This is a genomic window from Mycoplana rhizolycopersici (assembly GCF_013378445.1).
GTDB classification, from domain to species: Bacteria; Pseudomonadota; Alphaproteobacteria; order Rhizobiales; family Rhizobiaceae; genus Mycoplana; species Mycoplana rhizolycopersici.
The window spans coordinates 26213-50978 of sequence record NZ_JABXYK010000013.1 but is presented as its reverse complement, the minus strand read 5'-3'; the positions used below and the strand labels follow the sequence as shown (position 1 = coordinate 50978).

The 24766-nt window shown below is 63.8% G+C and carries 23 protein-coding genes; 6 read left to right on the top strand and 17 right to left on the bottom strand.

Going from position 1 to position 24766, the window contains the following annotated elements; all coding sequences use genetic code 11:
- Nucleotides 1–8: 8 nt before the first annotated feature.
- From HV823_RS19255 to HV823_RS19245, 3 genes are read left to right on the top strand one after another with little or no spacing between them, the layout of a single operon-like run.
- A complete protein-coding gene (locus HV823_RS19255; protein ID WP_176951371.1) occupies nucleotides 9–1640 on the top strand; it encodes a dipeptide ABC transporter ATP-binding protein in 1632 nt (543 codons plus the stop codon).
- Between the two features lie 26 nt (nucleotides 1641–1666).
- Nucleotides 1667–2887, top strand: a complete 1221-nt coding sequence (locus HV823_RS19250; protein ID WP_176951370.1) for a M20 family metallopeptidase — start codon at nucleotides 1667–1669, stop codon at nucleotides 2885–2887.
- 2 nt (nucleotides 2888–2889) lie between these two features.
- A complete protein-coding gene (locus tag HV823_RS19245; RefSeq protein ID WP_176951369.1) occupies nucleotides 2890–4017 on the top strand; it encodes a M24 family metallopeptidase in 1128 nt (375 codons plus the stop codon).
- Nucleotides 4018–4089: 72 nt separating this feature from the next.
- Here HV823_RS19245 and HV823_RS19240 read toward each other — a convergent pair whose 3' ends face one another.
- Nucleotides 4090–4950 carry an urea carboxylase-associated family protein gene (locus tag HV823_RS19240; protein WP_176951368.1) on the bottom strand — a complete coding sequence of 287 codons (861 nt, stop codon included), beginning with the start codon at nucleotides 4948–4950 and terminating at the stop codon, nucleotides 4090–4092.
- Nucleotides 4951–4973: 23 nt separating this feature from the next.
- Complete coding sequence (locus HV823_RS19235) at nucleotides 4974–5669, bottom strand: GntR family transcriptional regulator (protein WP_176951367.1); 696 nt, start codon at nucleotides 5667–5669, stop codon at nucleotides 4974–4976.
- Nucleotides 5670–6101: 432 nt separating this feature from the next.
- On the opposite strand from HV823_RS19235, the gene HV823_RS19230 reads away from it, so the two are divergent.
- Entirely contained in the window at nucleotides 6102–6887 is a 786-nt protein-coding gene (locus HV823_RS19230; protein WP_176951366.1) for an ABC transporter substrate-binding protein, read from the top strand.
- A gap of 96 nt (nucleotides 6888–6983) precedes the next feature.
- The gene (locus HV823_RS19225) at nucleotides 6984–8474 is read left to right on the top strand and encodes an amino acid ABC transporter permease/ATP-binding protein (protein WP_176951365.1); all 1491 of its coding nucleotides are present in this window, start codon (nucleotides 6984–6986) and stop codon (nucleotides 8472–8474) included.
- Nucleotides 8475–8585: 111 nt separating this feature from the next.
- Here HV823_RS19225 and HV823_RS19220 read toward each other — a convergent pair whose 3' ends face one another.
- From HV823_RS19220 to HV823_RS19210, 3 genes are read right to left on the bottom strand one after another with little or no spacing between them, the layout of a single operon-like run.
- Entirely contained in the window at nucleotides 8586–10295 is a 1710-nt protein-coding gene (locus tag HV823_RS19220; protein WP_176951364.1) for an acetyl/propionyl/methylcrotonyl-CoA carboxylase subunit alpha, read from the bottom strand.
- 4 nt (nucleotides 10296–10299) lie between these two features.
- Nucleotides 10300–11931, bottom strand: coding sequence for a 5-oxoprolinase subunit B/C family protein (locus HV823_RS19215; protein WP_176951363.1), 1632 nt, complete (start codon nucleotides 11929–11931; stop codon nucleotides 10300–10302).
- Nucleotides 11924–12697, bottom strand: a complete 774-nt coding sequence (locus HV823_RS19210; protein ID WP_176951362.1) for a LamB/YcsF family protein — start codon at nucleotides 12695–12697, stop codon at nucleotides 11924–11926. Before HV823_RS19210 ends, HV823_RS19215 begins: the two co-directional genes overlap by 8 nt.
- 138 nt (nucleotides 12698–12835) lie before the next feature.
- Here HV823_RS19210 and HV823_RS19205 point away from each other — a divergent pair, with 138 nt between their 5' ends.
- A complete protein-coding gene (locus tag HV823_RS19205; RefSeq protein ID WP_176951361.1) occupies nucleotides 12836–13522 on the top strand; it encodes a GntR family transcriptional regulator in 687 nt (228 codons plus the stop codon).
- 36 nt (nucleotides 13523–13558) lie between these two features.
- Here HV823_RS19205 and HV823_RS19200 read toward each other — a convergent pair whose 3' ends face one another.
- From HV823_RS19200 to HV823_RS19145, 12 genes are all read right to left on the bottom strand, one after another.
- Nucleotides 13559–14191, bottom strand: coding sequence for an RBBP9/YdeN family alpha/beta hydrolase (locus tag HV823_RS19200; protein ID WP_176951360.1), 633 nt, complete (start codon nucleotides 14189–14191; stop codon nucleotides 13559–13561).
- Between the two features lie 52 nt (nucleotides 14192–14243).
- Nucleotides 14244–14432 (bottom strand): hypothetical protein, encoded by a 189-nt coding sequence (locus tag HV823_RS19195; RefSeq protein ID WP_176951359.1) that lies wholly within the window; start codon nucleotides 14430–14432, stop codon nucleotides 14244–14246.
- A 435-nt stretch (nucleotides 14433–14867) separates the two neighbouring features.
- Nucleotides 14868–16214: an amidase gene (locus HV823_RS19190; protein WP_176951358.1), complete on the bottom strand. Its 1347-nt coding sequence runs from the start codon at nucleotides 16212–16214 to the stop codon at nucleotides 14868–14870.
- An 18-nt stretch (nucleotides 16215–16232) separates the two neighbouring features.
- Nucleotides 16233–17453: an ABC transporter substrate-binding protein gene (locus tag HV823_RS19185; protein WP_176951357.1), complete on the bottom strand. Its 1221-nt coding sequence runs from the start codon at nucleotides 17451–17453 to the stop codon at nucleotides 16233–16235.
- Nucleotides 17450–18526, bottom strand: coding sequence for a CobW family GTP-binding protein (locus HV823_RS19180; RefSeq protein WP_176951356.1), 1077 nt, complete (start codon nucleotides 18524–18526; stop codon nucleotides 17450–17452). The genes HV823_RS19185 and HV823_RS19180 overlap by 4 nt, the downstream gene beginning before the upstream one ends.
- A complete protein-coding gene (locus HV823_RS19175; protein ID WP_176951355.1) occupies nucleotides 18523–18864 on the bottom strand; it encodes a hypothetical protein in 342 nt (113 codons plus the stop codon). The genes HV823_RS19180 and HV823_RS19175 overlap by 4 nt, the downstream gene beginning before the upstream one ends.
- Nucleotides 18865–18932: 68 nt before the next feature.
- A complete protein-coding gene (locus HV823_RS19170) occupies nucleotides 18933–19814 on the bottom strand; it encodes a polysaccharide deacetylase family protein (protein ID WP_097141786.1) in 882 nt (293 codons plus the stop codon).
- A 40-nt stretch (nucleotides 19815–19854) separates the two neighbouring features.
- A complete protein-coding gene (locus tag HV823_RS19165; protein WP_176951354.1) occupies nucleotides 19855–20964 on the bottom strand; it encodes an ABC transporter ATP-binding protein in 1110 nt (369 codons plus the stop codon).
- A 107-nt stretch (nucleotides 20965–21071) separates the two neighbouring features.
- The gene (locus HV823_RS19160) at nucleotides 21072–22304 is read right to left on the bottom strand and encodes an ABC transporter substrate-binding protein (protein ID WP_176951353.1); all 1233 of its coding nucleotides are present in this window, start codon (nucleotides 22302–22304) and stop codon (nucleotides 21072–21074) included.
- 98 nt (nucleotides 22305–22402) lie between these two features.
- Nucleotides 22403–23170 (bottom strand): SDR family NAD(P)-dependent oxidoreductase, encoded by a 768-nt coding sequence (locus HV823_RS19155; RefSeq protein WP_210270862.1) that lies wholly within the window; start codon nucleotides 23168–23170, stop codon nucleotides 22403–22405.
- Nucleotides 23171–23183: 13 nt separating this feature from the next.
- Nucleotides 23184–23924: an SDR family NAD(P)-dependent oxidoreductase gene (locus HV823_RS19150; RefSeq protein ID WP_425487681.1), complete on the bottom strand. Its 741-nt coding sequence runs from the start codon at nucleotides 23922–23924 to the stop codon at nucleotides 23184–23186.
- The gene (locus tag HV823_RS19145; RefSeq protein WP_176951350.1) at nucleotides 23921–24766 is read right to left on the bottom strand and encodes an ABC transporter permease; all 846 of its coding nucleotides are present in this window, start codon (nucleotides 24764–24766) and stop codon (nucleotides 23921–23923) included. The genes HV823_RS19150 and HV823_RS19145 overlap by 4 nt, the downstream gene beginning before the upstream one ends.

The following is a 24766-nucleotide window of genomic DNA, read 5'->3' as shown; positions in this document are numbered from 1 at the left end:
GGACGATCATGACAGACAACACCAAAAATGCCGTCCTCGACGTGCGGAACTACTCGCTCGACTATAAAACCGCGAACGGAACGTTCCATGCGCTGAAGGACATCAGTCTCGAAATCGCGCGCGGAGAAATCCTCGGCCTCGTCGGGGAATCCGGCTCCGGCAAGACGTCGCTTGCATGGTCGATCATGCGCTACCTGCCCGGCAATGCGCGCGAGACGAGCGGCAAGATCCTCTTGAGCGGAGAAGATCTCGCACAGAAATCGTCCTCGGAAATCGAGAACATGCGCGGCAAGCGCATCAGTATGGTGTTCCAGGACCCCAGCACGTCGCTGAACCCGACACTGTCACTCGGCTCGCAGCTTTCGGAAGTGCTGGTGCGTCACCGCGGCCTCACCAGGAAGCAGGCCTGGAGCGAAGGCGAAGCGATGCTCGCCCGCGTCGGGCTGAAGACACCGGCGGCGATGATGCACCGTATGCCGCATGAGGCCTCCGGCGGCGAGAAGCAGCGGGTGGTCATCGCCACCGCCTTTGCCTGTAACCCGGAATGCATCATCTTCGACGAGCCGACAACCGCGCTCGACGTGATAACGTCGCGTCAGATTTTGGACCTGTTCGTCGAGCTGCAAGCCGAGACAGGGGTCGCCTCCCTCTACATCTCGCACGATCTGGCGCTCGTTTCGAGAACGGCCGGCCGGGTGGCCGTGATCCGCCGCGGCGAGCTCGTCGAGCAGGGGAGCGTGGGAGAAATCTTCACCACTCCCCGACAGGACTATACGCGCGAACTGATCGCCGCGGTGCCCGATCCCCGCCGCCGCCTGGTCGCAGGTCAGGTTCCGACCGATGCCCAGCCTCTGGTCAGGGTCGAGGACGTCAGCGTCCACTATGGCAGAAAGCCGTTTCTGGCGGCGCTAACGGGGCGCAAGCATGAGAGGGTGACGGGTAACCGTGCCGTGAGCCTGAGCGTCAACCAGGGCGAGATTCTCGGCATCGTGGGCGAATCGGGCTCGGGCAAATCGACGCTCGCCAAGGCCATGACGGGCCTGAACCCCTTCGAGGGCAAGATCTGGTTCGACGGCAGGCCGATCACCGGCCTCAAGGACATGAACACGGTCTACCGCAAGGACGTCCAGATCATCTTCCAGCATCCTGACGCCTCGCTCAACCCGCGCCAGCGGATCGGCGAGATCCTGTCGCGGCCGCTGAAGCTCTACGGCGACGCCGCCAACCTCGATCAGCAGATCGGCGACATGCTCGAGCAGGTTCGCCTGCCTCGAACGCATGCAAGCCGCTATCCGCACCAATTGTCGGGCGGGGAAAAGCAACGCGTCGCCATTGCACGCGCTTTCGCCTCCCGGCCGAAGCTGGTGATCTGTGACGAGATCACCTCCGCGCTCGACGTCTCCGTGCAGGCGTCGATCGTGCAATTGCTGCTGGAGCTGCAGAAGGCGGGTAACACCGCCTATCTCTTCATCACCCACGATCTCAACCTCATTCGCCAGATCGCCCATCGCATAGCGGTGATGTATCGCGGCGACCTGATCGAGATCGCCCCCGCCGACCAGATCGATAGCCCGCAGCGCGCCGACTACACGCGCCGCCTGCTGGACGCGGTCCCGCCCCCTGTCGGGTCGGCCGCGTAATTCTTGCAAATGTTAGGAGCATGAAAATGGACCCGAAATCGCTCGTCGAATGGATCGACGAGAAGGCCTGCCTCGACTTTCTGTCGAAGATGGTCCGCCACAAGAGCCATTCCGAAACCGAGGGCGAGCGCGAGTTGGCGCGCTACATGGCCGAGGAGCTGAGGAAGATCGGCGTCGAGGCGGAGCTGCAGCCCTTCGACGAAGGGCGCCGGTTCAACACCATCGGCCGCCTCAAGGGCACAGGCGGCGGCAAGAGCCTGCTGTTCAACGGTCATCTCGACACGAACCCCGTAACCGAGGGCTGGACGGTCGATCCCTATGGCGGACTGGTGGACGACAAGTTCATCTACGGGATCGGCGTATCCAATATGAAGGCGGGCGACGCGGCCTATTTTTGCGCGCTCAAGACCCTGCTCGACGCGGGAATCAGGCTGAAGGGCGACGTTATCCTCACCTTCGTGGTCGGCGAGCTTCAGGGCGGCGTGGGCACCCTTGCCGCGATCAAGGGCGGTATGAAGGCGGACTATTTCATCAACAGCGAGCCCAGCGATCTCGTCGCCGTGACGATGCACGCAGCGGCCCTGAGCTTTGTGATCGAACTGACCGGTGATACCCGTCATCTTTCCAAGCGTGAGGAAGCCGTCGATGCGATCGCGGCGGCCTGCGACCTGATCCCGCGCATCAACGCCATGACGTTCAGCGGCGCGCGAAGCGATGTTCATCGCTCCATCAATCGCGGCCATGTCGGCGTCGTCCATGGCGCGCTCGGCCGCGAGCTCGAAGAATGGCGCCCGCCGCAGGTAGCCGATTTCGTGCGCCTCAGAGGCTCGTGCCGCTATGCGCCGGGACAGACGCAGGAAGGCGTTCTGGCCGATCTCGACGCCGAACTGCGCGAACTGGAAAGGCGCTTCCCCGGCCTGAAGGCCAAGCTCGTTCCGGAAATGATCGAAGGCCGTCCCCTGATGCCGCCCTTCGAGGTCTCCCCGGAATCGCGGATCGTCAAGTCGATCAATGCCGCCTACGAGGCGGTGCGCGGCGAACCGCAGCCGACCGGCGCCATCACGCCGACGCGCTTCTATGGGACGGATGCGGGTCATCTCTATCACGAGACAGGCATGGAAGGGATCGTGTGCGGCCCCGGCGGACGCTACAACACCATGCCGGACGAACGCGTCGACATTGTTGACTTCATCGACATGATCAAGATCTACATGCTGACGATCCTCGATATCTGCGAGGTCGCCTGATCATGTTTTCCCGCGGCGAGTATGATCGGCGCGTGTTAAGGACGGTCGCCGCCATGGCGGCCGCCGATGTCGATCTCTTTCTGGTGGACAGCGGCGAGTTGCTAGCCTGGCTCACCGGCTATACCGTCTCGGAGACGATGTACCGCGCGGCATTCCTGTCGCGTGACGGCAAGGCCTGGTTCGCCTTGCGGGCGCTGGACGAGGCGCCCTGCCGTGAGAAAAGCTGGATTTCCGACGTCGCCGGCTTTGCCGACACCGAGGAACCGCAAACGGCGATAGCCGACAGCATCCGCGCGCGTGGCTTCGGGGCGGCGCGGATCGGTCTCGACACCAATTCCTACAGCATGAGCGCTGCGACGTTCGCCAGGCTTGTCGATCTCCTGCCGCAGGCATGCTTTGTTCCCATGCCGGGTGTCAGCGACAGCCTGCGTTGGATCAAATCCCCGGCCGAGGTCGCGGTCCTGCGGCAGGCGTCGCAGATCGCGGACAAGGCGATGCGCGCCATTGCCGACGAGGCAGGGGCGGGCCTCACCACGCGGGAGGCAGCTGCGATCGCGTCATCCGTCTTCCTGCGAGAAGGCGCCGATACCGGTGAAGTCGGTCCTGTGGTCAAGGCGAGCGGCAGCCACGAGTTCTTGCACGGCGTCTTCAAGACCGAAGCCATCGGCCCCGGCGAGATACTGCATGTGGAGCTGATCCCGCGCGTCGCAAACTACGGCGCGCGCATGATGCGGCCGATCGTGGTCGGTCAGGCGGCTACCGAACTCGTATCCGCCGCAGAACGCCTCGTCGCCTTGCAGGACCGGCAGATCGAAGCGATGAAGGCGGGGGTGCTGGCGAGCGAGGTGGACGCGATCATGCGACAGGGCGCCCTCAGCCAGGGGCTGCGCCCTCTCTACGAGAACGTGACGGCCTATACGCTCGGCCTCTATACGCGCACGCCGCGCACCAGTGACTTCTCACGCGTCTTCCTCCCCACCTCGGACTGGCCGCTCGAAGAAGGAATGGTCTTTCACCTGTATGCAACCGCGCAGGGCCTGGGTTTCAGCGAAACGGTGGTGGTCGGGAAAGATGGTGGCGTCAAATTGACACGAACCGACCGAGCGATCCTTGGCGGCCAGGCCTCCTGAGGCCTTCGCCGCGCTTGCCGGTGGTGCCCCCTGCCCGCTCAAGGCGTGGCAGGGGGCACGAATTCTCAACCCTCAGACGCCGTGCGAGCCGTCATAGCCGTTCAGCTGCGGCGGCTTCCAGCCTTCCGGCAATGCTGCCGGCCTGTAGATCTCCACTTCGAGCGGATAGCAGGCGGCCGTGTCGGAAGAATGCTCCGACGAGCAGTCTCCACCGGGGCAGGCCGACATGCAGCCGAGAAGATCGATTTCGGCGAAGAACTCCAGATAGTCGCCCGGGCGCACCGGGCTCGCCTTCATGAAATACTGGCCGGTGTCACGGGTGAAGCCGGTGCACATGAACACGTTCAGGACGTCGTGGATATGGTCGGCGGCTTCGGCAAGCGGTTTGCCCGTCTGTTTGGCAAAGGCGCGGGTGAGGTTCGAGTGGCAGCAGTGGTGATACTGGCCGCCATGGCTGAGAAGATTGTGGGTATAGGGATCGCAGCGCGTGCCGATCACGTCATGCACCGAGCCGCCGAATTCGTCGAAACCATACCAGTCGAGCGTGTCGTGGGTGATGGTGGCGATCGGGCGCAGATAGGGCATGTTCGAAAACAGCTGATCGCCGAGGCCGACATGGGTGCCGTTCAGAGCCCGCGTCTTGCCGGTATAGAGACGTTCACTGAGATTGTGGGCGTTGAACAGGTTGAGGTCGCCAACCTGCGATCCCTCGCTGCAGAGGATACGGCAGAAGTGGCCGGCCGGAACGGACCAGCAGGCGGCATCGCGTGCGGGAACCGTGACGCGATCGACAAGCTCGACTTTTTCGCGCGCGGCGCGATAGGTCGCCAGATCGGGGCGCGGCAGCGTCTCGACCGGATAGCAGATGACGGGCGCGATGGCCTTGCGGGCCGCCGCATCCTGCGGGGCGTTGGTGATGGGCTGGGGTTTCATCCCTGTTTTCTCCGTGTCTTAAGTCAGTCCGGGGCGGGCGCCGCGGTCCTGGAGGGGCGGGGCAGGCCGTGGGATCGGGCCGCTTCCAGCACGACGCGCTCGGATTCCTGCAGATAGAGCTCAAGTGCCCGGGATGCTCCTGCGCGGTCGCCATCGCAGAGCATGCTGCAGATCTCGACATCGCGCGCCACCCAAGGCTCCTGGAAACGGCGGGCGTCGCTGGCAAGCGAAAAAGCAAGCCGCGCTTGCGCGGCGACCGAAGCAAACAGCTCATCCAGCCGAGGGCTGCCGATGAAACTGACGATCTGGCGGTGGAACTCGAGGGACGCCGTGCCGCTCTGTTTCCAGTCGCGCGCGAGTGCGGCGCGCTGAACCGCCTCGACACGCTCGACCAACTCGGCCATGGCCTCCTTCGAGGCGTAGGCGCTGCAGGTCACGCCCCGAAGCTCGAGCGTGAGGCGGATCGTATAGATCTCGCTGATCTCGGCCGACGTCAGGGCGCGAACGGTCGCGCCATGGTGTGGGCGATGCTCTATCAGGCCTTCGGCGACAAGGTCGCGCAACGCCTCGCGCAGGGTGTTGCGGGAGACGTTCAACGCTTCCGCCCAGATGACCTCGCGCAAGGGCGTGCCCGGCGCCAGCTCCCCGCGCAGAATCTTGTCGCGCAGCAGTCCGGCAGCGGTCTGTGAAAGGACGAGGGGGCGATCGGATTCGGGCACGAGTATCTCCTTGCTCTATAATTTGTTGAACAAAATTTTCCTGTCAAGGCGCATTGTTGGTAATTCGTCCCGCGAAGAAAGCTCATGGTGATGGATTGTGAGGTCAGTCCGGGCGCGGCTGATGCCCTTCCGGCTGTCAAGATTGTCGAACATTGGGCGCTTTGGAGGTGAGGTCGGCGAGATTCCGCAGACAATTCGACTTTTCTCAATTCGCGGCGGGAATTGAGGGATTGCGGCAGAAAAGCAGGCGAGCTTGGCGAGAAATAACGAAAAAAGTCATGGGAATCGCCTGATTCTTATCGGAATCCTGATCCGGATCGGCCGCTCCACGGACGCGTCTGCCGGGACGAAGCGCGCCGCACTGATCATAAGGGTATTGCATTCTAAAAATTGTTCAACAAAGATGGTGCCATTCATCGAGAGGAATGCATCATGCAAAAATTTACGGCCGGCGCCATTCTCCTTGTGGCATCGCTGACGACCGCACAGGCCGAAGATCTTCGGGTCGGAGTGGATCTCACCTATCCGCCCTACAACTACTTCGACGAATCCAACCAGCCTGCCGGCTTCGACGTGGAGCTGATGAAACTGATCGGCAAGAAGAGCGGCGGCAACGTCTCGTTCCTCGACACACGCTTCGAAAACCTGATCCTCGGCGTTTCCGGCGGGCAGTTCGACGTAATCGCCTCGACGCTCTATGTCACGCCGGCCCGCGCGCAGCAGATCGACTATGTGCCCTACATGAAGACCGGCGTGTCGATCGCCGTCTCCGCAAGCGGCGGCCAGAGCTTCGCCAAGCCGGAGGAACTGTGCGGCAAGCGCGTCGGCTCGATCAAGGGGGCGGCCTGGATCCCCGAGCTTGAGAAACTGAACGCGACGACTTGCGCCGGCAATCCGATCGACTCCCGCGAGTTCCCGACTTCGCCCGAGGCCACTCAGGCGGTTATGTCGGGTGGCGTCGACGCGCAGCTCGAAAACTCCGCTGTCCTGGCGGATGCCGCCGTCAAGCTGAACGGACGCCTGAAGGTGACCTCGACCGAACAGCTCTATCCGGTGATCGTCGGTCTCGGCGTGAAGAAGGGTAACGAGCAACTCGCAACCTTCCTGCGCGAAACGCTGGCCGGCCTCGAAGGAGACGCGGACTACGAAGCGCTCTTCAGCAAATATGGCGTGGCGAAGTCCACAGAGGCCGAATTCAAGGCCGCCATCGCACAATAAGGGGTATCTGCCGGCGGGGCTCGCGCCCTGTCCGGCCCGTTGTCCGATGCAGCATTGCGCGGCGCTCCGGCGCCGCCTAACGAAGAAGCAGGTCCCATGAACTTCGACTGGAACTATCTTTTCAGCCTGGCGCTTTATCCCGATTTCTGGCGAGCCACTGCCCTGGTCGCCTGGCTCGGCGTATTGACCTGGGTCATCGGGACCGTGCTCGGCTTCCTGCTGGCGCTGGCGCGCCAATCCGCGTTGCGTCCGGTGCGCTGGTTTGCCAAGACCTACATCTGGCTGTTCCGCAGCCTGCCCCTGCTGGTGCTGCTGATCTTCGTCTACAACCTGCCGCAGTTCGCGCCATCTCTCTCGCCGGTGCTGTCGGTACCGTTCTGGGCGGGGCTCATCGCGCTGGTCATTTCGGAGACCGCCTATCTGGCGGAAATCCATCGCGCCGGCCTGATCTCCGTTGATCAGGGCCAGCACGAGGCGGCCCATGCGCTCGGCGTGCGGCCGGTCGGAAAGTATCGGCACATCATCCTGCCGCAGGCGATCCGCGTCGCCCTGCCCTCTCTCGGCAACGAGTTCATCACCATCGTCAAGCTGACCTCGCTGGTCTCGGTGATCTCGCTTGCCGAAATCCTGCTGGTCGGCCAGCGGCTCTACACCCGTAACTTCATGGTGATTGAAACGCTCGTCGCGGTGTCGTTCTACTATGTCCTGGTCGTTTCGGTCTTTGGCCTGTTCCTGTCGCGGCTCGAAAAGCGTCTCGACATCGCGCGCATGACGGGCGCGGAGATTACGGCGCCTGCGAATGTCGTCACCGAGGCGCCGGCGACCGCGCGCCGTGTCAGCGACGAAGTCGTGGTCGCGCTCGATCACGTTCGAAAGGATTTTGGTGACAAACGCGCGCTGGCGGACGTCTCGCTGAAGGTCAACAAGGGCGAAGTCGTCAGCATCATCGGCCCGTCGGGCTCCGGCAAGACGACGCTGATCCGCACGATCAACGCGCTGCAGGACATCGACGCCGGTCGCATTGTCCTCGATGGCGGGGACTGGATCAGTGCCGAGGGGAATTATCGGCTGGCGGCGGACTTCCATGACCGGGTCACCCGGCTGGGCATGGTCTTCCAATCCTTCAATCTGTTTCCGCACATGACGGTTCTGAAGAACGTCACTTTCGGGCCGCGCTATCACGGAAGCGGCAACACGGACGCCCTGCGCGCGGCCGCAATGGGGCACCTCGCCCGCGTCGGCATGGCAAGCCATGCGAACAAATATCCCCATCAGCTCTCGGGCGGCCAGAAGCAGCGCGTGGCGATCGCCCGGGCGCTGGCGATGGATCCGGAAATCATGCTGTTCGACGAGCCGACCTCGGCGCTGGATCCCGAACTGGTCGGCGAAGTGCTGCAGGTCATAGAAAGCCTGGCGCGCGATGGCATGACCATGATCATCGTGACGCACGAGATGCGCTTCGTCAGCCGCGTCAGCGATCGGGTGGTGATGATGGAAGACGGTCACGTCGTCGCCGACATGACCGCCACTGAGCTCGAAGCCTCACCCGCCGACAGCCGCATCCGCCGCTTCATGCTGCAAGGCTGAGCGCCGCAACATCACCGGCGCGATGGAAAGAGAAACCGGCGATCATCCGATTGCCGCTCTTCTTTTTTGTGCGATGGTTGAGTGGCGGGGGCTCGCCTGCCCCTTTTGCCTTCAGGCTATTGTCGCCAGTTCCGCGCCGATCCCTACCGTCGCGCCGATTTCCGCCACAAGGCTGATCCGGCCGGCCTTCGGTGCCGGGATGCGCGTCTCCATCTTCATTGCCTCCATCACCGCCACGATCTCGCCTTCGGCGACTTCGGCGCCGTCCTCGACCAGCCACTGCCGTAACGTGCCGGGAATGGGTGCCGTGACTGCGCCCGCGCCGGCCTTCGGAGGTGTTGCCGCTGCGGGCTGCGCAGCGCCGAGCCCCGAGAACAATGCGGCGGGCAGTCCGAGCTCGTGACGCTTGCCGTCGATCTCGATGAAGCTGCGCAGCAGGCCGCCTTCGGCCGGATCGACGCGCGGCGCGGGCTCGATGCCGCGAAACGCCGTCTCGATCCAGTTGGTGTAGACCTTGAACCCTTCCTCGCCCGTGAAGTCGCGCTCTTGAAGCACGGCCCGGTGAAAGGGGAGGACCGAGGCGACACCCTCGATGCGGAATTCGGCGAGCGCCCGGCGCGCGCGGATCAGGGCCTCCTCGCGCGTCGCTCCGGTGACGATCAGCTTCGCCATCATGGAATCGTAGAGGCCGGGGATCTCCGAACCCGTCTCGACGCCCGTATCGAGGCGTACCCCCGGCCCTCCCGGGGCGCGGAACTGCGTGACTAGGCCAGGCGTGGGCAAAAAGCCGCGGCCCGGATCCTCGGCATTGATGCGAAACTCGAATGCGTGGCCGAGCGGTTCCGGAGTCTCGGTGACGGAAAGGGGAAGGCCGTCGGCGACGCGCAGCTGCTCGATGACGATGTCGATCCCGGTCGTTTCCTCCGTGACAGGATGCTCGACCTGCAGGCGGGTGTTGACCTCGAGAAAGGAGATCACGCCGTTCTGCGACAACAGGAACTCGACCGTTCCGGCGCCGGTATAGCCGGCCGCGGCGCAGATCGCGCGGGCCGCCTCGTGGATGCGGCTGCGCTGGTCCTGTGTGATGAAAGGCGCAGGCGCCTCTTCGACGAGCTTCTGGTTGCGCCGCTGCAGCGAGCAGTCGCGCGTGCCGAGCACCACGGTGTTGCCATGGCTGTCCGCGATCACCTGGGCCTCGATATGCCGCGGCTTGTCGAGGAACTGCTCGGCATAGCATTCGCCGCGCCCGAAGGCTTCCGTCGCCTCGCGTACGGCGGAATCGAACAGTTCTCCGACCTCGTCGAGTCGATGCGCCACCTTCATGCCGCGGCCGCCGCCGCCGAAGGCCGCCTTGATGGCAAGCGGCAGACCCGCCTCGCGCGCGAATGCGACGGCCTCCGCGGCCGACGCCAGCGGGCCGTCGGAGCCCTTGACCAGCGGAGCGCCCACCTTTTCGGCGATGCGGCGCGCTTCCACCTTGTCGCCAAGTGCGGTGATGACCTGCGGCGCCGGCCCAACCCAGATCAGGCCGGCATCGATGACGGCCGTGGCAAATTCCGCCCGTTCGGACAGAAAACCATAGCCCGGATGGACGGCATCCGCGCCGGCGCGGCGCGCGATCTCCAGGACCTTTTCAATGTTGAGATAGGTCTCCGCCGGACGGCCGGGGCCGAGGCCATAAGCCTCGTCGGCGAGTTCGGCATGCAACGAGCGGGCATCGGCATCTGAATAGATCGCGACCGAGGCAACGCCATAGTCGCGTGCGGCGCGGATGATGCGGACGGCGATCTCGCCACGATTGGCGATGAGCAGCTTCTTCATCGGTTCAGTCTTTCTGTTGGGCGGCGGGTGCCGGGGTATCCGTGCCGGAAACAGTCTCCTGCGGGTCGAAGGCTTTTGTCGGATTGAAGCGGATGCGCGCGCCGATCGGAATCTGTCCGGCCAGATCGAGATGGTGCTGCGCCACGACGCCGATGACGGGGTAGCCGCCGGTCAGCGGATGGTCTGCGAGGAAGAGCACGGGTTGGCCGGTGTGCGGCACCTGGATCGCACCGAGTGCGGTTCCCTCGGATGGCAGTTCGGCCTGATCGCGGCGTTCGATCGCAACAGCGCCCGACAACCGCATGCCGACGCGGCTCGATTCCGGGGTGACCTCCCACTCCTGCGTGCGCAGCGTCTCGACGCCGTCTTGCGTGAACCAGTCGGTCCTCGGGCCGAGAACGATGTCAAGCGTCACGACTTCGCCGGAGCGCGGCAGCCGGGGCGGAACCGGTGGGGCCGGGTCGACGGCGCCCGACGTTTGATCGTCCGGAACGAGAACGCTTCCAGCCTGGATGGCCTCGGGACCGATCTTTGCCAGCGTATCCGTTGCGGCTGACCCGAGCACAGGCTGAACCAGAAAACCGCCGCGAAGCGCCAGATAGCTTCGCATGCCTTCTGTCGGGGACCCGAGAACCAGTTCGTCGCCGGCATCGAGCGCAAAGGGGCGTGCGAACGGCGCGACAACCTCCCGCCCCGCAGCCGTGCGGATGGTGAGCGGGCAAGACGCGCCGGCCACGGCCATGGTGACGGGGCGATCGGCCTTCACGGCAAACCCGCCGAAGGTGATCTCCACCGCAGCCGCATCGCGGGGATTGCCGAGGCAGAGGTTTGCTGCTCGCAGCGCACCTCGGTCGAGGGCGCCCGACTGCGCGACGCCCTGGCTGGCGCGACCCGGGCGCCCGAGATCCTGATAGAGTGCCGGCCGGTCTGCACGGGTCACGAGCAGGCCTTTCGCCAACACGGCAAGCTCGGGCTCCGGCTTCTGTGGCACGGCCACGGGAACAGCCGCCCCCTTCGCTATGTCGCGGAAGCGCACGCGGTCGCCAGGTGAGAGCAATGCGGCGCGGGTGCGGGTCGTGTCCCACATCTTCAGCGGCGTCGTCCCCAGCAGCTGCCAGCCGCCGGGGCTGTCGGACGGATAGATGCCGCCGAATTTTCCAGCGATGGCGACCGAGCCGGCGGGAATGCGCACGCGTGGGCTCTTGCGTCGCGGTACGTCGAAACCGGGATCGTCACAGGTCATATAGGCAAAGCCCGGGGCAAAGCCGGTGAAAGCGACGGTATAGGTCGCTTCCGTGTGGCGGCGTACGACCTCGTCGACCGTCCAGCCGAGGTGCTCGGCGACGTCGCCAAGGTCCTCCCCGTCATAGGCGACCGGGATCTCGAACAGCTCGCCCTGTCGTGAACTGCGTTTCGTCAGGTCGAACCGGGATATGCGCGCCGTCAGACGCGTCCGGTCCGTGACCTGTGGGTCGAACCGGACCATGACGGTCCTGGCGGCGGGGATTGCCTCGATCACGCCCTCCGGCATGTCGGCAAGGAGCGCATCGAGCAGGGTCAGCGTCGTTTCGAGGTCGGCGAGTTCGACGAGGAAGCTGTCGCTGCCGGCCGGCAGGAAGCGCAGACGCTCAGACATGGGGCGCGTCTGCGAAGGATGTCAGCTTGACGCCATGCGCCTCGAGCGTTTCGCGCAAGGTGCGGGCAATGGCAACGGCTGCCGGCGTGTCGCCATGAATGCAGATCGACTGCGCCTCCAGCGTGATATCGGTGCCGTCGATGGCCGTCACGCGACCTTCCGTGACCATGCGCAGCATACGCGCGGCCACTGCAGCCGGATCGTGGATCACCGATCCCGGCAGGCGGCGGCTGACCAGGCTCCCGTCGGTATTGTAGGCGCGGTCTGCAAAGGCCTCGCAGACCACGGCAAGCCCGGCTTGCCGCGCCTGCGCGACGATCGGCGCCCCGGCCAGCGCCATCAGCACGAGCGAGGGGTCGATCGCCTTGATTGCGGCAATCACGTCCGCAGCCTGCCGCGCGTCGTCGGCGATGGTGTTGTACAGCGCGCCGTGCGGCTTGACGTAGCGCACGGACGTGCCCGCGGCGCGCGCCAGCCCCTGCAGAGCGCCGATCTGGTAGATCGTGTCGCCGACGAGCTCGGCGCTGGACGGATCCATGTTGCGGCGCCCGAAGCCGACGAGGTCGCGATAGCCGACATGGGCGCCGACCGCCACCCCGCGCTTTGCCGCCTCGCGAAGAACGGTGAGAATGCCCGCCGGGTCGCCGGCGTGGAAACCGCAGGCGATGTTGGCGCTGGTGACGATCTGAAGCATCGCGGTATCGTCGCCCATCGGCCATGGGCCGAAGCTCTCGCCCAGATCACTGTTGAGATCGATGATTGCCATGTCGCACCCCATTGAACGCACGCTTTATGTCGATTATTGTTGAATAACCTATTATAGATTGTTCAACAATACAAAATCCGCCGAAGGTGCGAAATTTGGCCCGAGGCAGCCGCAAAGCACAGTTCGTAAGGAAGGTTCATGCCCGTCACGCCCGTTCTGCCAGCCGAGGACCAGTCGCTCGCCATTCAGGTCGCGGACCGGATCAGGGACATGCTGATCGACGGCGGCTTTTCACCACGAGAGAAGCTGTCGGAGCAGCAGATCGCTTCGCAGTTCGGGGTTTCGCGCAATACCCTGCGGGAGGCCTTCCGACTATTGAGCAGCCAGGGGCTGGTCGAGCACATCCCCAATCGCGGTGCCTTCGTCGCCGCTCCGGGCGAAGCGGCCGTCCTGGACATCTACCGGGTGCGGCAGGTAATCCAGCGGGGTGCCGTCATGGCGGCTGGTCCTGGCCATCCGGCGCTGGCGCGCATGCGGGAACTGGTTGCGCAGGCGGAGGCAGCGCTTGGCCTGAGCGACTGGCAAAAGGTGGGCACGCTGAACATGGAGTTCCACCGCGCAATGGTGGAGCTTTGCGACAGCCCGCGCTTAAGCACCTGTTTCGATCTCGTGCTGGCCGAACTGCGGCTTGTCTTCGGCCAACTGGACGACACCGCCCATTTGCACGAACCCTATGTGGCGCTGAACAAATCCCTGGTCATCGCCCTGGAAGCGGGGCGGATTGCGGATGCCGTGGCCCAGCTGGAGACCTATCTGCTGAAATCGGAACGCGCGGTGCTGGCAGCGCTGCAGCGGCAAAAGGGACAGGTTCGAAAGTTGGCTTAGGACCGCGGGCCGAGCCACCATGACGAGGCAAGGTTGCTAGATCGTCAGGCAGGTATTGGCGACGGCTGCCGAGAAAAACCGGGTGCCGTTCCCCGTCGAAAAGGCCTCTCGTCCGGCACTCGACTTCAGGCGATCGAGGAAATCGTAACCGTCCGTCCAGCGACCGAAGCCGCTTGCGATGTTGATGTGGCCGGCATTGCCGATGTCCAGAAGGTGGCCGCCCCAATTGCGGGCCGTGCGGCGAAGCCTGTCGACCGGCATATAGGGATCATTGAGGCTGCCGATGATGAGCGAGAGGAAAGGCAGCCGCGCGGTCGGCATGGCGCCGAACTTGATGATAGAGGGATGCAGCGTCTCCGTCGCATCGAGGTCGCAGGGCGCAACAAGGAGCGCACCGCGGATTCGGGATGCAAGCCGGCTTTCGGCGAGATTGGCGGCAAGAATGCAGCCGAGACTGTGGCCAACCAGCCAGACGTCATTGCCGATCGTGTCGATCTCCTGCTCCAGCCGCGTCAGCCAGCTTTGTCGATCCGGGCATTGCCAGTCGGACTGTTCGAGGACCCGGCTGTCGGGATTGTCGCGGGCCCAGTGGCGCTGCCAGTGGGCGGCAGGCGAACCGTAGAGGCCGGGCAGAATGAGCGTGTCGACGGCGAAATCGGTTGACGGCATGAGCGCCTCCTTCTGCTGCGCACTGCTCGATTTTCTGAACCAGCCAATCCCTCTATGCGGCGTGGGCCGTCTCCGTGAGCAAGTGGTGCCTCACGGTTTTCTGTAGCTGGCCGAGCGTCTCGAAACGGCGCTGGTCCAGGTCGAATACGCTGAATTTCACGGCAATGAACCGCAGTTGCCCCTCGTCGGGGATCGCTATGCCCACAGGTACCCCTGCATGCTCGATGACTTGCTTGTTCATGGTCTTTGACCGCCGATGTCTGCTCAGTTTCAAATCCAGCCGTGTTAACGGCCGCGGATGGCCTAACTAGAGCGGCGACAACGCCTTGCGACCAGGGCATCGTTCATGACGGTCGAAATGGTCAAATCCGCGCTTTTCGCCATGCCGCATCCCTTTCCCGGAAGCATTTAATCTATAAAATAACTATACTATTATTCTCGCCGCGGCTCAACGCGCTGCGGGAGAAAATTGGTACAAAAATTCTGATGTAATGAGAATGGCGATCTGAATTAGGATAATTTTCCGGAATCCGGAAAGTGCATCGGCGATCTGGTCGTCGCTGAAAGCAGGACCCGCCGCGGTAGCCACTTCAGGTCCGTCAGCGCAAGCCCGACGGCAGGCTCGCTACATGGTGATCGTGCACGACGTGCAGGGGGCGCGTCCCCGATTTGCAGGCTAGCCGCGGATGATTTCTTCCGCGGCAAGCGCATGGCCGAGCAGCAATTCATCGGTGTTCGCAAGCCCTGACAGCAGGAAACCGACGGGCATGCCATGCGCACCGTGGCCGCACGGCAGCGATACCCCGCACCAGTCGAGGAAATTGCCGATCAGGGTATTGCGCAAGGTCTTGCCGTTCATCGCGAAGAAGGCATCGTCGTCGGCAATGAGCGGCGCCACTTTCGGCGCAACGTGCGGCAGCGTCGGCGAGGCGATCAGTTCGCCGGGCCGCAGGATATCGGCCATCCGGGCGATCAGGCGCTCGCGGGCGTCAAGCGTGGCAATATAGTCGGGCATCGAGATATTGGCGCCCAGCCGCGCGCGCGCCACGACGCGCGGATCCATTCCGTCCGCTTCCGCGCCTGCAAGACGGGCCTGATGCAGCGCATAGGCTTCCGCGGTCACCAGCGCTCCGTGCCTCGCCATGAGTTCGAAGATCTCGGCAAAAACCGGCACCGGAGACCGTCGGATCTTTGCGCCTGCCGCCCGGAGGCGCCCCAGGGCGGCTTCGAAACTGGCGACGACTTCGGGCTCGGCACCGTCGAACATGACGGTTTCCGGGACCAGCAGGGCGAGATCCTTAACGCTGCGCGCCGTAACCGAAGACGCTGTCAGACCGCGCATTGCGGCATCGATCAGGACAGCATCCTTGACCGTGCGGCAGAGAGGACCAAGCGAATCGAGGCTCTTCGACAGCGGGTACACGCCTTGCATCGAATAGCGGCCGCGCGTCGCCTTGTAACCGACAATGCCGTTGAAGGCGGCAGGGATGCGAACGGAGCCGCCGGTGTCGGTCCCGATCGAGACCGGCACCAGCCCTGCCGCCACTGCGACGCCGGAGCCCGACGAAGAGCCGCCCGGCAGCCGGTGGCCGTCGCTGGATACGGGATTGGCCGGCGTGCCGTAGTGCGGATTGATACCGAGGCCGGAAAAGGCGAACTCGCTCATGTTGACGCGGCCGACGCTGACCATGCCCGCTGCCTTGAGCAAGGCGACCACGGCCGCATCGGCCTCGGCGGGAGGGTCGTTCGCCAGAACCTTCGATCCAGCCGTTGTCGGCAGGCCTTCCATTGCAAACAGGTCCTTCCAGGCGATCGGAATGCCGTCGAGCGCGCCAAGCGACCGCCCGTCGCGGATGCGGGCGGATGCGGCGCGGGCTTCGGCCAGTGCGCGGTCCCTGGTCAGCCTTGTGAAAACGGCCTTGTCGGAATAGGCCTCGATGCCGGCGATGGTCTCCTCGGCAAGCGCGACGGGGTCCAACTGAACGGCCTGGATGAGCGTTGAAAGCTGGGCGATCGATTTCATCTTGTCATTCCTCGGCAATCAGTTTCGTCCGACGAGCTGCATCCAGCGTCGGACCAGATAGTTGTGCTCGTCCATTGTCGTATTCCAAAGCGCGATCGAGTTGGCGCGCTGCCAGTAGGAGCCGCCGCTGCGCACGGAACCGGCCTTGATGCGCATGGAGCCGTCCGGCCCCGGCAGGTCTTCGGCAGCCGCAAGCCCGCGATACCAGTAGTCCCACTCGGCCTCGGACATGTGCCGGCGCGTGTGGTGGGGGGTGGAGATGTAGTAGCCCTGCCGGGCGACGACAGCGCCTGGCCAGCCGGAGATCCACCAGTTCAGATACTCGTAGGCCACGTCCAGCATTCGTCCTTCCAGCCCGCGCGAGAGGCAAAGGCCGCCGTGCCAGGCACGGTACCCTTCCGCCGGAACGCTCTGCTCGACGGGAAGGCCGGCACTGTTGAGGATGCCGATGCCGGTCGACCACATGCTCTGGATGTCGGTCTGTTCCTTGACCATCAGTTCGGCGGCCTCTTCGGCAGTGCGCCAGAAACCGCGGAAAAAACCGGCCTTCTTCCTTGTTTCGAGCAGATCGAAGAGGCTGTCGATTTCGGCGATCGTCATGTTGCCGATATTGCCGAAGCTGAGCAGACCCGCCGATTGGGCCGCGAGCGCCGCATCGAAAATGCCGATCGCCGGCTCATCCACCAGCGCGCAGCGCCCATTCCAGCGATCGTCGAACAGGGCCGCCCAGCTGTTGACTTCCGCAGCGCTGGCCACGTCGGTGCGATAGGCGAAGCTGTCGAAATTGTGCGTGGTCGGAAGCATGGAGATCAAGCTGCTGGGCTTTTCCCCAAGGGCGAGATTGGACTGTACGAACAGCTTTTTCACCGGCGCGTCGCCCTGGCCCAGCCGCGCCGTCGGCGCGATCTGCCCGGTTTTCGTCAGGTCGGTGATTTCGTCCCACAATGCTATACGGCCGATATCGATCGGCTGGATGGCGCGCCAGTACCAGACGATATCGAGGTTGTGGAAACACTGATCGTAGATGTCGTAGCTTTCCGGCTCCTGCGCGGCCTTGGTCTGGGCCGTCAGGAAGTCGTTGTTATCGAAGACGACCTCAATATCCAGGTCCCGTTCCGCCTGGACCCGCAATTCCTCGAGCAGGGAAATGGCCGTACCCAGCACGCGCAGCCGTGGCTTGCCGCCCAGATGAAGCGCCGGTGCGCCGGAGACGTCCGGCGCGGGTTGGTGCTTGTTCATCCTCCGACCCCGACCGTCATGGGACCCTCGTCTGGTACTTCACGCTGAGGCCCGCCGTTTGCTGCACGTTTGACCAATGTGAAGGCCTCAAATGAGCGTTTGATCAAGCCCGGGTCGAGTCCGTCAACAATAAAAACGATATGCGAGCGCCGATCCGCGCTCGGCCATGCTTCCATATGGACCGGCGGATGGACGAGATGCTGAACGCCGTGAATGGCGACGGGGCGTTCCTCGCCGGCGAGGTTGAGGATGCCCTTGACGCGGAGCACCTGTTCGCCGTAGCGGTTGATCAGCATCGTCAGCCAGATGCCGAACGCCGTCCAGTCGACGGGACGATCGACGGAAATCGAGAATGATCGGAAGCGGGCACTGTGCGGATTTCCCTCGGCGTCGGTCAGGTCGAGGCTTTCCTCGCAATAGAAGCCGGAGGCGGACTGCGACCGGCTGCCCGGGGAACGGCCGACATCACTCAGAAGCGCATCGACCGACAGACCGGGATCGCGGGCGTCGATGATCGCGCAATCGGGATTGATGCGTCGTAGCCGCTCGATGAGCCGTTCCGTATCCGGCACAAGGTCCGTCTTCGTCACGACGATGCGGTCGGCGACCGCCGCCTGCCGATTGGATTCCAGATAGGTATCCAGCGACCTCATGCCGTTCACCGCATCCACGGTTGCAATCACGCTGCCCGCCTTGAAATGGTGACGCAGGACCGGGTCGGCCTTGAGGGTGGAGAGCACGGGAAACGGATCGGCAAGGCCGGTGCTTTCGATGACGAGGCGCCGGAACGGCGGCACGATGCCGCGATCACGCTTGGACAAAAGATCGCGGATGGCGTCGGCGAGTTCCCCGCGCACCGTGCAGCACAAGCAGCCCGATTGCAGCAGGACCATGTTCTCGTCGATGCGTTCGACGAGGTGATGATCGAGCCCGGTCTCACCGAACTCGTTGATCAGCACCGCAGCATCCGCAAGCGAAGGATCGGCGAGCAGACGCTTGAGCAGCGTGGTCTTGCCGGATCCGAGAAAGCCGGTCAGCAGATTGACGCTCGTAAAAAGCGGAAGGTCAGTCATCGCACATCGCTTCCATGCAGGGCTTCCATGCGGGCGATCAGGTCAGGATCGAGCGGGTCGAGCGGCCGTCCCGTCATCTTTTCGGCTGCCGGCCATAAATGGCCGAGATCCTCGATCATCTCGCTTTTGCCTGTCCGATTCGCGATCACGTAGGAGGAACCCTGCCAGTCGGAAAGGCTGAGCGCAAAGCAGGACAGCACCCTGTTGGCGGCGTGGACGCGGTTCGCACGTTCGCGCCTGCGGTCAAGGCGCTCGGTGTTGCGCGTGTAGACGCCCGGCCGGGCCACCGCGTCCGCCCAGTGCTCGTTGCCTCCGAGAATGCCGCAAAGCGAACACATGTGCTGCCTCTGTATTCTATTGAAGGGCCGGCGGGCGGCCATTTACCGCCAGCCGGCATTGTGCATCTTTACTTCTTGCGCGGGAAGCGCTTGGCGAAGTCGTCGGCGATCTCGTTCATGGTGACGAACTTCACGCCAGGATGCTTGATCATGTAGGCATAGAGCCGTTCCAGCATCATCAGAACCTGCGGGCGTCCGGCGACGTCGGGATGGATCGTGATCGGGAAGACGGCATAGTCCATCTCGCGGTAGACCCAGTCGAACTGGTCGCGCCACATCTGCTCGATATCGTGCGGGTTGACGAAACCGTGGCTGTTCGGCGACTTCTTGATGAACATCATCGGCGGCAGGTCGTCGAGGTACCAGGATGCCGGAATTTCGATGAGATCGGTTTCCTGGCCGCGCTTCAGCGGGACCATCCAGTCCGAGGGCTTCTTGGAGTAGTCGATCTTGGTCCAGCTGTCGCCGACACGCACGTAGTAGGGCGTGAAGTCGTTGTGCATCAGCGAGTGGTCGTACTTGATGCCGCGCTCCAGCAGGAGTTCGTTGGTGACGTTGGAGAATTCCCACCACGGCGCCACATAGCCGGTCGGCCGCTTGCCCGAGAGCTTGGTCACGAGTTCGATGCACTTGTCGAGCACTTCGGTTTCCTGCTCGCGCGTCATCGCGATCGGATTTTCGTGCGTGTAGCCGTGAATGCCGATCTCGTGGCCGGCTTCGGCCACGGCCTGCATCTGCTCGGGGAAGGTTTCGATCGAGTGTCCGGGGATGAACCAGGTCGTCTTGATGCCGAAACGTTCGAAGAGTTTCAGCAGCCGGGGGCTTCCGACCTCGCCGGCAAAGAGGCCGCGCGAGATGTCGTCGGGCGAATCCTCGCCGCCATAGGAACCAAGCCAGCCCGCGACGGCATCGACGTCGATGCCGAAGCTGCAGAAAATTTCCTTCGCCATGGGTAAGTCTCCTTCTGTGGTGCTTTTCTGTTTGAGATGTTCAGTGGGCCGGGATGACGGTTGCCTCGGAGGGTTTCCACGAGAGCAGGACGTCGGATCCCGTCGCAAAGGCGCCAGGACGATACTTGTCGATATGCGCCTCGAGCGAAATGGCCCGTCCGTCCGGCAGTGCCGCCGTGAGTTGCGCCAGATGGCCGACGACGTCGGAGCGGGTGATCTTCGCATCGATGACGTTGCCGCCGAACTCGGTGCTGGCGCGGCCGCGATCGGTATCCGAGGTGCCATGGATTTCGATGGCCTCGGCCGGCACGACAAGGTTCACCTTCGCCTTGCTGGCGACGGCACCATTGATCCGGCCGGTGAGCGCGCCTGCCGGCGTGTTCACGACGGCGTTCTCTCCGTCGGCCTTCTGCACCTCGCCCGAAAAGATGGTGTTGCGCCCGATGAACTGGGCGACAAAGGGAGTGTTCGGGCGGGTGTAGAGCTGGTGCGGCGGGCTGATCTGTTCGACGCGGCCCTGGTTCATCACCACGATGCGATCGGATAGCGCCAGAGCTTCCGACTGGGCATGCGTGACGAAGATGAAGGTCACGCCGAGCGTCTTCTGCAGGAGCTTCAGCTCGTTCTGGATCGCCTTGCGCAGGTTGGCGTCGAGCGCGCCCAGCGGCTCGTCCAGCAGCAGGATATCCGGCTCGACGACAAGACCGCGGGCAAGCGCGATGCGCTGGCGCTGGCCGCCCGACAGCTTGTCGGTCTTGCGCTCGGCGATATCCTCAAGCCCGAGCGTGGAAAGGATACGATCGACCTTGGCGTCGCGCTCTGCCTTCGCAAGGCCCTTGACCTCGAGGCCGTAGCCGACGTTGCGGCGCACGGTCATGTGCGGGAACAGCGCATAGCTCTGGAAGATCATGGACGTGGGGCGGCGTTCCGGCGGCACGTCGTTCATCCGGACGCCCTTGATCATCATGTCGCCGGACGAGATGCCCTCGAACCCTGCGATCATGCGCAGCGTCGTCGTCTTGCCGCAGCCGGATGGGCCGAGGAACGCGATGAACTCCCCCTTGCTGACCGACAGGTCGAATTCGCTGACAGCGGTGGTGCCATTGTCGTAGACCTTGCCCACCTTCATCAGTTCGAGGTCGAAAATCATCCTAGCTCTCCGGATTGGCGCATGCTGATCGGCTCGGATCAGGCCGCGAAGTCGTCTGGACGCCCCTCCCCCGGTTAACCGGGGAAGGAGCCGCCGTCACAGTCTGGTTATGCGTTCAGGAACTCGTCCCACTTCTGCACGAGGTGGTCGTATTCATCCGGCCACTGGTGCCAGTAGGCGACCTTCTGCGAGCGCTCTTCGAGCGAACCGCCGTCGCGCAGGTCGCCTTCCTTGATGCCGCGTTCGGCCGCGCCAACCCAGGGCTTGCCCTCGTACCAGAACGCATATTTCTCCGGAGACATCGCGTTCTTGATGTTGGTGGACGGCGAATAGTAGCCCTGCTCGGAGACGGTGATGCCCGGCTCGCCGGAGAGCCAGTAGTCGGCATAGGCGATGACGGCCTCGCGGCTCTTGGTGGAGGCGATCATCGACGGGCCGATCGCCCAGCCGCGGGTGCCTTCCTTCGGAACCGCATAGCGGGCCGGCTTGCCCTGCGCCTTGACCGCCATGACGGCAGGCTGCCAGGCATCGCAGACGACCATTTCGCCCGAAGCCATGAAGTTGACGAGTTCGCCGAAATCGCCCCAGAGAGCGCGGAACTGGCCATCCTTCTTCTTGGAGATGAGGAAGGCTGCCGCTTCATCGATTTCTTCAGCCGTCGGGTTGCCGGGGTTCTTGGCTTCCAGCATGCCCAGCGAGTTCATGGCGAGAATGGCCTGGCCGATGGCGATCAGCGGATCGGTGTTCAGGCCGGACTTGCCGCGCCACTTGGAATCGAAGATCGCGGTCCAGGTGTTGGCCTCCTCTTCGGAGAGGACGTCGGGGTTGTAGCCGATGGAGTCGTAGTTGTAGACGGTCGGCACCATGTTCAGCATGGTCTGCGTCTCGTCCGTCCAGATCTGGCCGACGATCTGGGCGCTGCGGTCCCACTTGTCGCTTGCGGTGGTAAACGTATCGCGGATGCTGTTCCAGTTCTTCAGTTCCGCCGCCGGAATGGGCGCGACATTTTCGGTCATGACGATCGAGGGAAGACGTTCGGCAATGATTTCCCAGCAATCGTAGTCGCTCGAGCCGGAAAGGATCTTGGTCTGCGCATCGGGGAAGGTGGAGGCCGTTCCGGATACGGAGCCGACGCCATACTTCTCCTTGAAGGTTTCGAGAATGCGTTCCTGAACGGTCGTGGAAAGGCCGATCGTACGCAGTTGCTGGCTGGCCAGGTCGGCTGCCTGAGCGTAGGCCAGGCGTGAAGACAGGAAGGGCGTACCCGCGCCCATGGCGAGCGCCATGGCACCTGCAGACCGCTTCAGGAGCGAGCGGCGATTGATTTCCATCTTGGACATTCTCTTCTCCAGTTTTGGTTGTTCCCAGGAACGCTCCCCGGAGCGCCCTCTTGATTGCCGTCACCGGCCGGACATTCCGTTCCGGCCTTCAGTGCGGTTCAGTACCGCCCCACGAGGAGGCCACCATCCACGACCAGCACCTGGCCGGTCATGTATCTCGCGGCCTCAGAGGCCAGGAATGCGATGACATCCGCGATGTCCTCGGGCGTGCCGAGCCGCCCCATCGGGATGAATTCGGCCGCCTTCTCGGCGCCGGCCGGACCGAGCGAGTTTTCCTCCGAAAGCAGCTGGGCTGTGCGGATGTAGCCGGGCGCGATGCCATTGACGCGCACGCCGTCGCGGGCGAGCTCGACTGCCAGTCCGCGCACCAGGCCGATCACGCCGGATTTGGCTGCCGAATAGTGGACATGCTCGTCCCAGCCGTACGCAATGCCCATGATCGAAGAGAGGGCGACGATGCTGCCCGACTTGCGGGCCCGCATGCTGGGTGCGGCGGCGCGGACCAGTCGGAAAATGCCCTTCAGGTCGATGTCGAAGGTCAGGTCCCACTTCTCGTCCGTCAGTTGGGCAAGCGGGGTTCTATGGGCGATGCCGGCATTGGCGACTATGACGTCGATCCTGCCGTACCGCTTCTCGATATCGGCGACCAACGCATCGGTTCGCTCGGTTGAGCGGACGTCATAGTGCTGGAACTCGGCGGAGCCGCCCGACGCCGTGATCGCATCGACCGTTTCCCTGCCTTCTTTTTCCAGAATGTCGGTAACGACGACATGGTCGCCGATCGCGGCGAACGCCTTTGCTGCGGCCTGACCGATGCCGATCCCGGCCCCGGTGACGATAACGATGCGCTTTTCTCTTGCTGACATGTTTTCCATTCCTTCACAGCATGACGTCGCCGGAGTTCGGGCCGAGCGTCTGGCCGACGAACAGACTTGCTTCGTCGGACGCGAGGAACGCGACGGTTGCGGCCACTTCCTCCGGTTCGCCGAAGCGGCCGAGCGGCAGTTCGGATTTCTTGCGCTCGCGCCATTCCGGCGAGAGTTCCATCACCAGTGGCGTGTTGATCGGCCCGGGTGCCACGGCATTGACGCGGACGCCGCGGTTCGACACCTCGCGGGCCAGCGACTTGGTCATGCCGATGATCGCCGCCTTGGCACCGGAATAGTGGGCAAGCTCGATGCCGCCGATCTGGCCGAGCTGCGAGGCGATATTGATGATCGACCCCTTTCCGGCTGCGAGCATCGGGCCGAGAACGGCCTTGGTCATCAGGAAGGTGCCACGGACATGCACGGCGAACATGCGGTCGAAGTCGCGGACTTCGAGATTTTCGAACAGCGCCTGGTGGGCGATGCCGGCATTGTTGACCAGAAGGCCTACCGTGCCATGCGCTTTCACGGCCGCCGTGTGGATCGAAGCTGTGTCCGCCTCCGAAGAGACATCGCCGGCGAAGGCGACGGCGGCGCCGCCCCTGGCCCGGATGCCGGCAGCGACCGTCTCGGCGCGCTCAGGCGAGAGGTCGTTCACGAGGACCCTGTAGCCGTCGGCGCCAAGCCGTTCGGCTATCGCCCGGCCGATGCCCGACCCCGCGCCGGTAACGATGGTGGATATGCCGGACATCATGCTTCCTCCTGGACGGCGATACGCTTGGCGCGGCGGACGGAGAGGCCCATCAGTACCGCGTAGACGCTAAGCAGCGCGAACGAGAACAGCGTGGTCAGGACCCCGAAGGCGAAGACGTTGGGGTGCACCTCCACCGAGAAGGTGCCGTAGATGGCGAGCGGCAGCGTCAGGTCGCGGCCGGACGCAAAGAGCGTGCGGGAAAACTCGTCATAGGAGAGCGTGAAGGCGAACAGCATTGCCGACAGGACGCCCGGGAAGATCAGCGGGAAGGTGATCTTCCTGAAGGTGCGGGCCGGGCTGACGCCGAGCGACCAGGAGGCTTCCTCGACGCTGGAATCGAAGCGGTTGAAGATTGCCAGCATCACCAGGAAGGCGAAGGGGAACGTATAGACGACGTGCAGGACGAACGCCGTGCCCCACCAGTGGCGCTCGATGCCGAGCGTGTTGGCGACCAGTGCCATACCGAGACCGACGAGCACGCCAGGGACCATCATGCCGAGCACGATCAGATAGAAGACCACGCCGGAACCGGTGAACCTGCGCCGAAAGGCCTGTGCTGCGGTGACGCCGAGGATGGTGGAAACCACCATGGTCATCATCGCCAGAAGCATCGAGCGGCCGAGCCCCTGGTCGATCGGCAGCGGTGCGATGCGCGAGGGGGGCGTGAGGCCGAAGAGATGCTTGTACCAGTAGGTCGACCATTCGATGATCGGAAACTGCGGCCCGCCCTCCGGACCCGTCTGGAACGACAGGATGGCAAGCACGACCAGCGGGCCGTACAGGAAGACGAGGAAGAGCGTGGTGTAGACGCCGAGGCCGAACTTGATGCCGCTTGCGTTCAT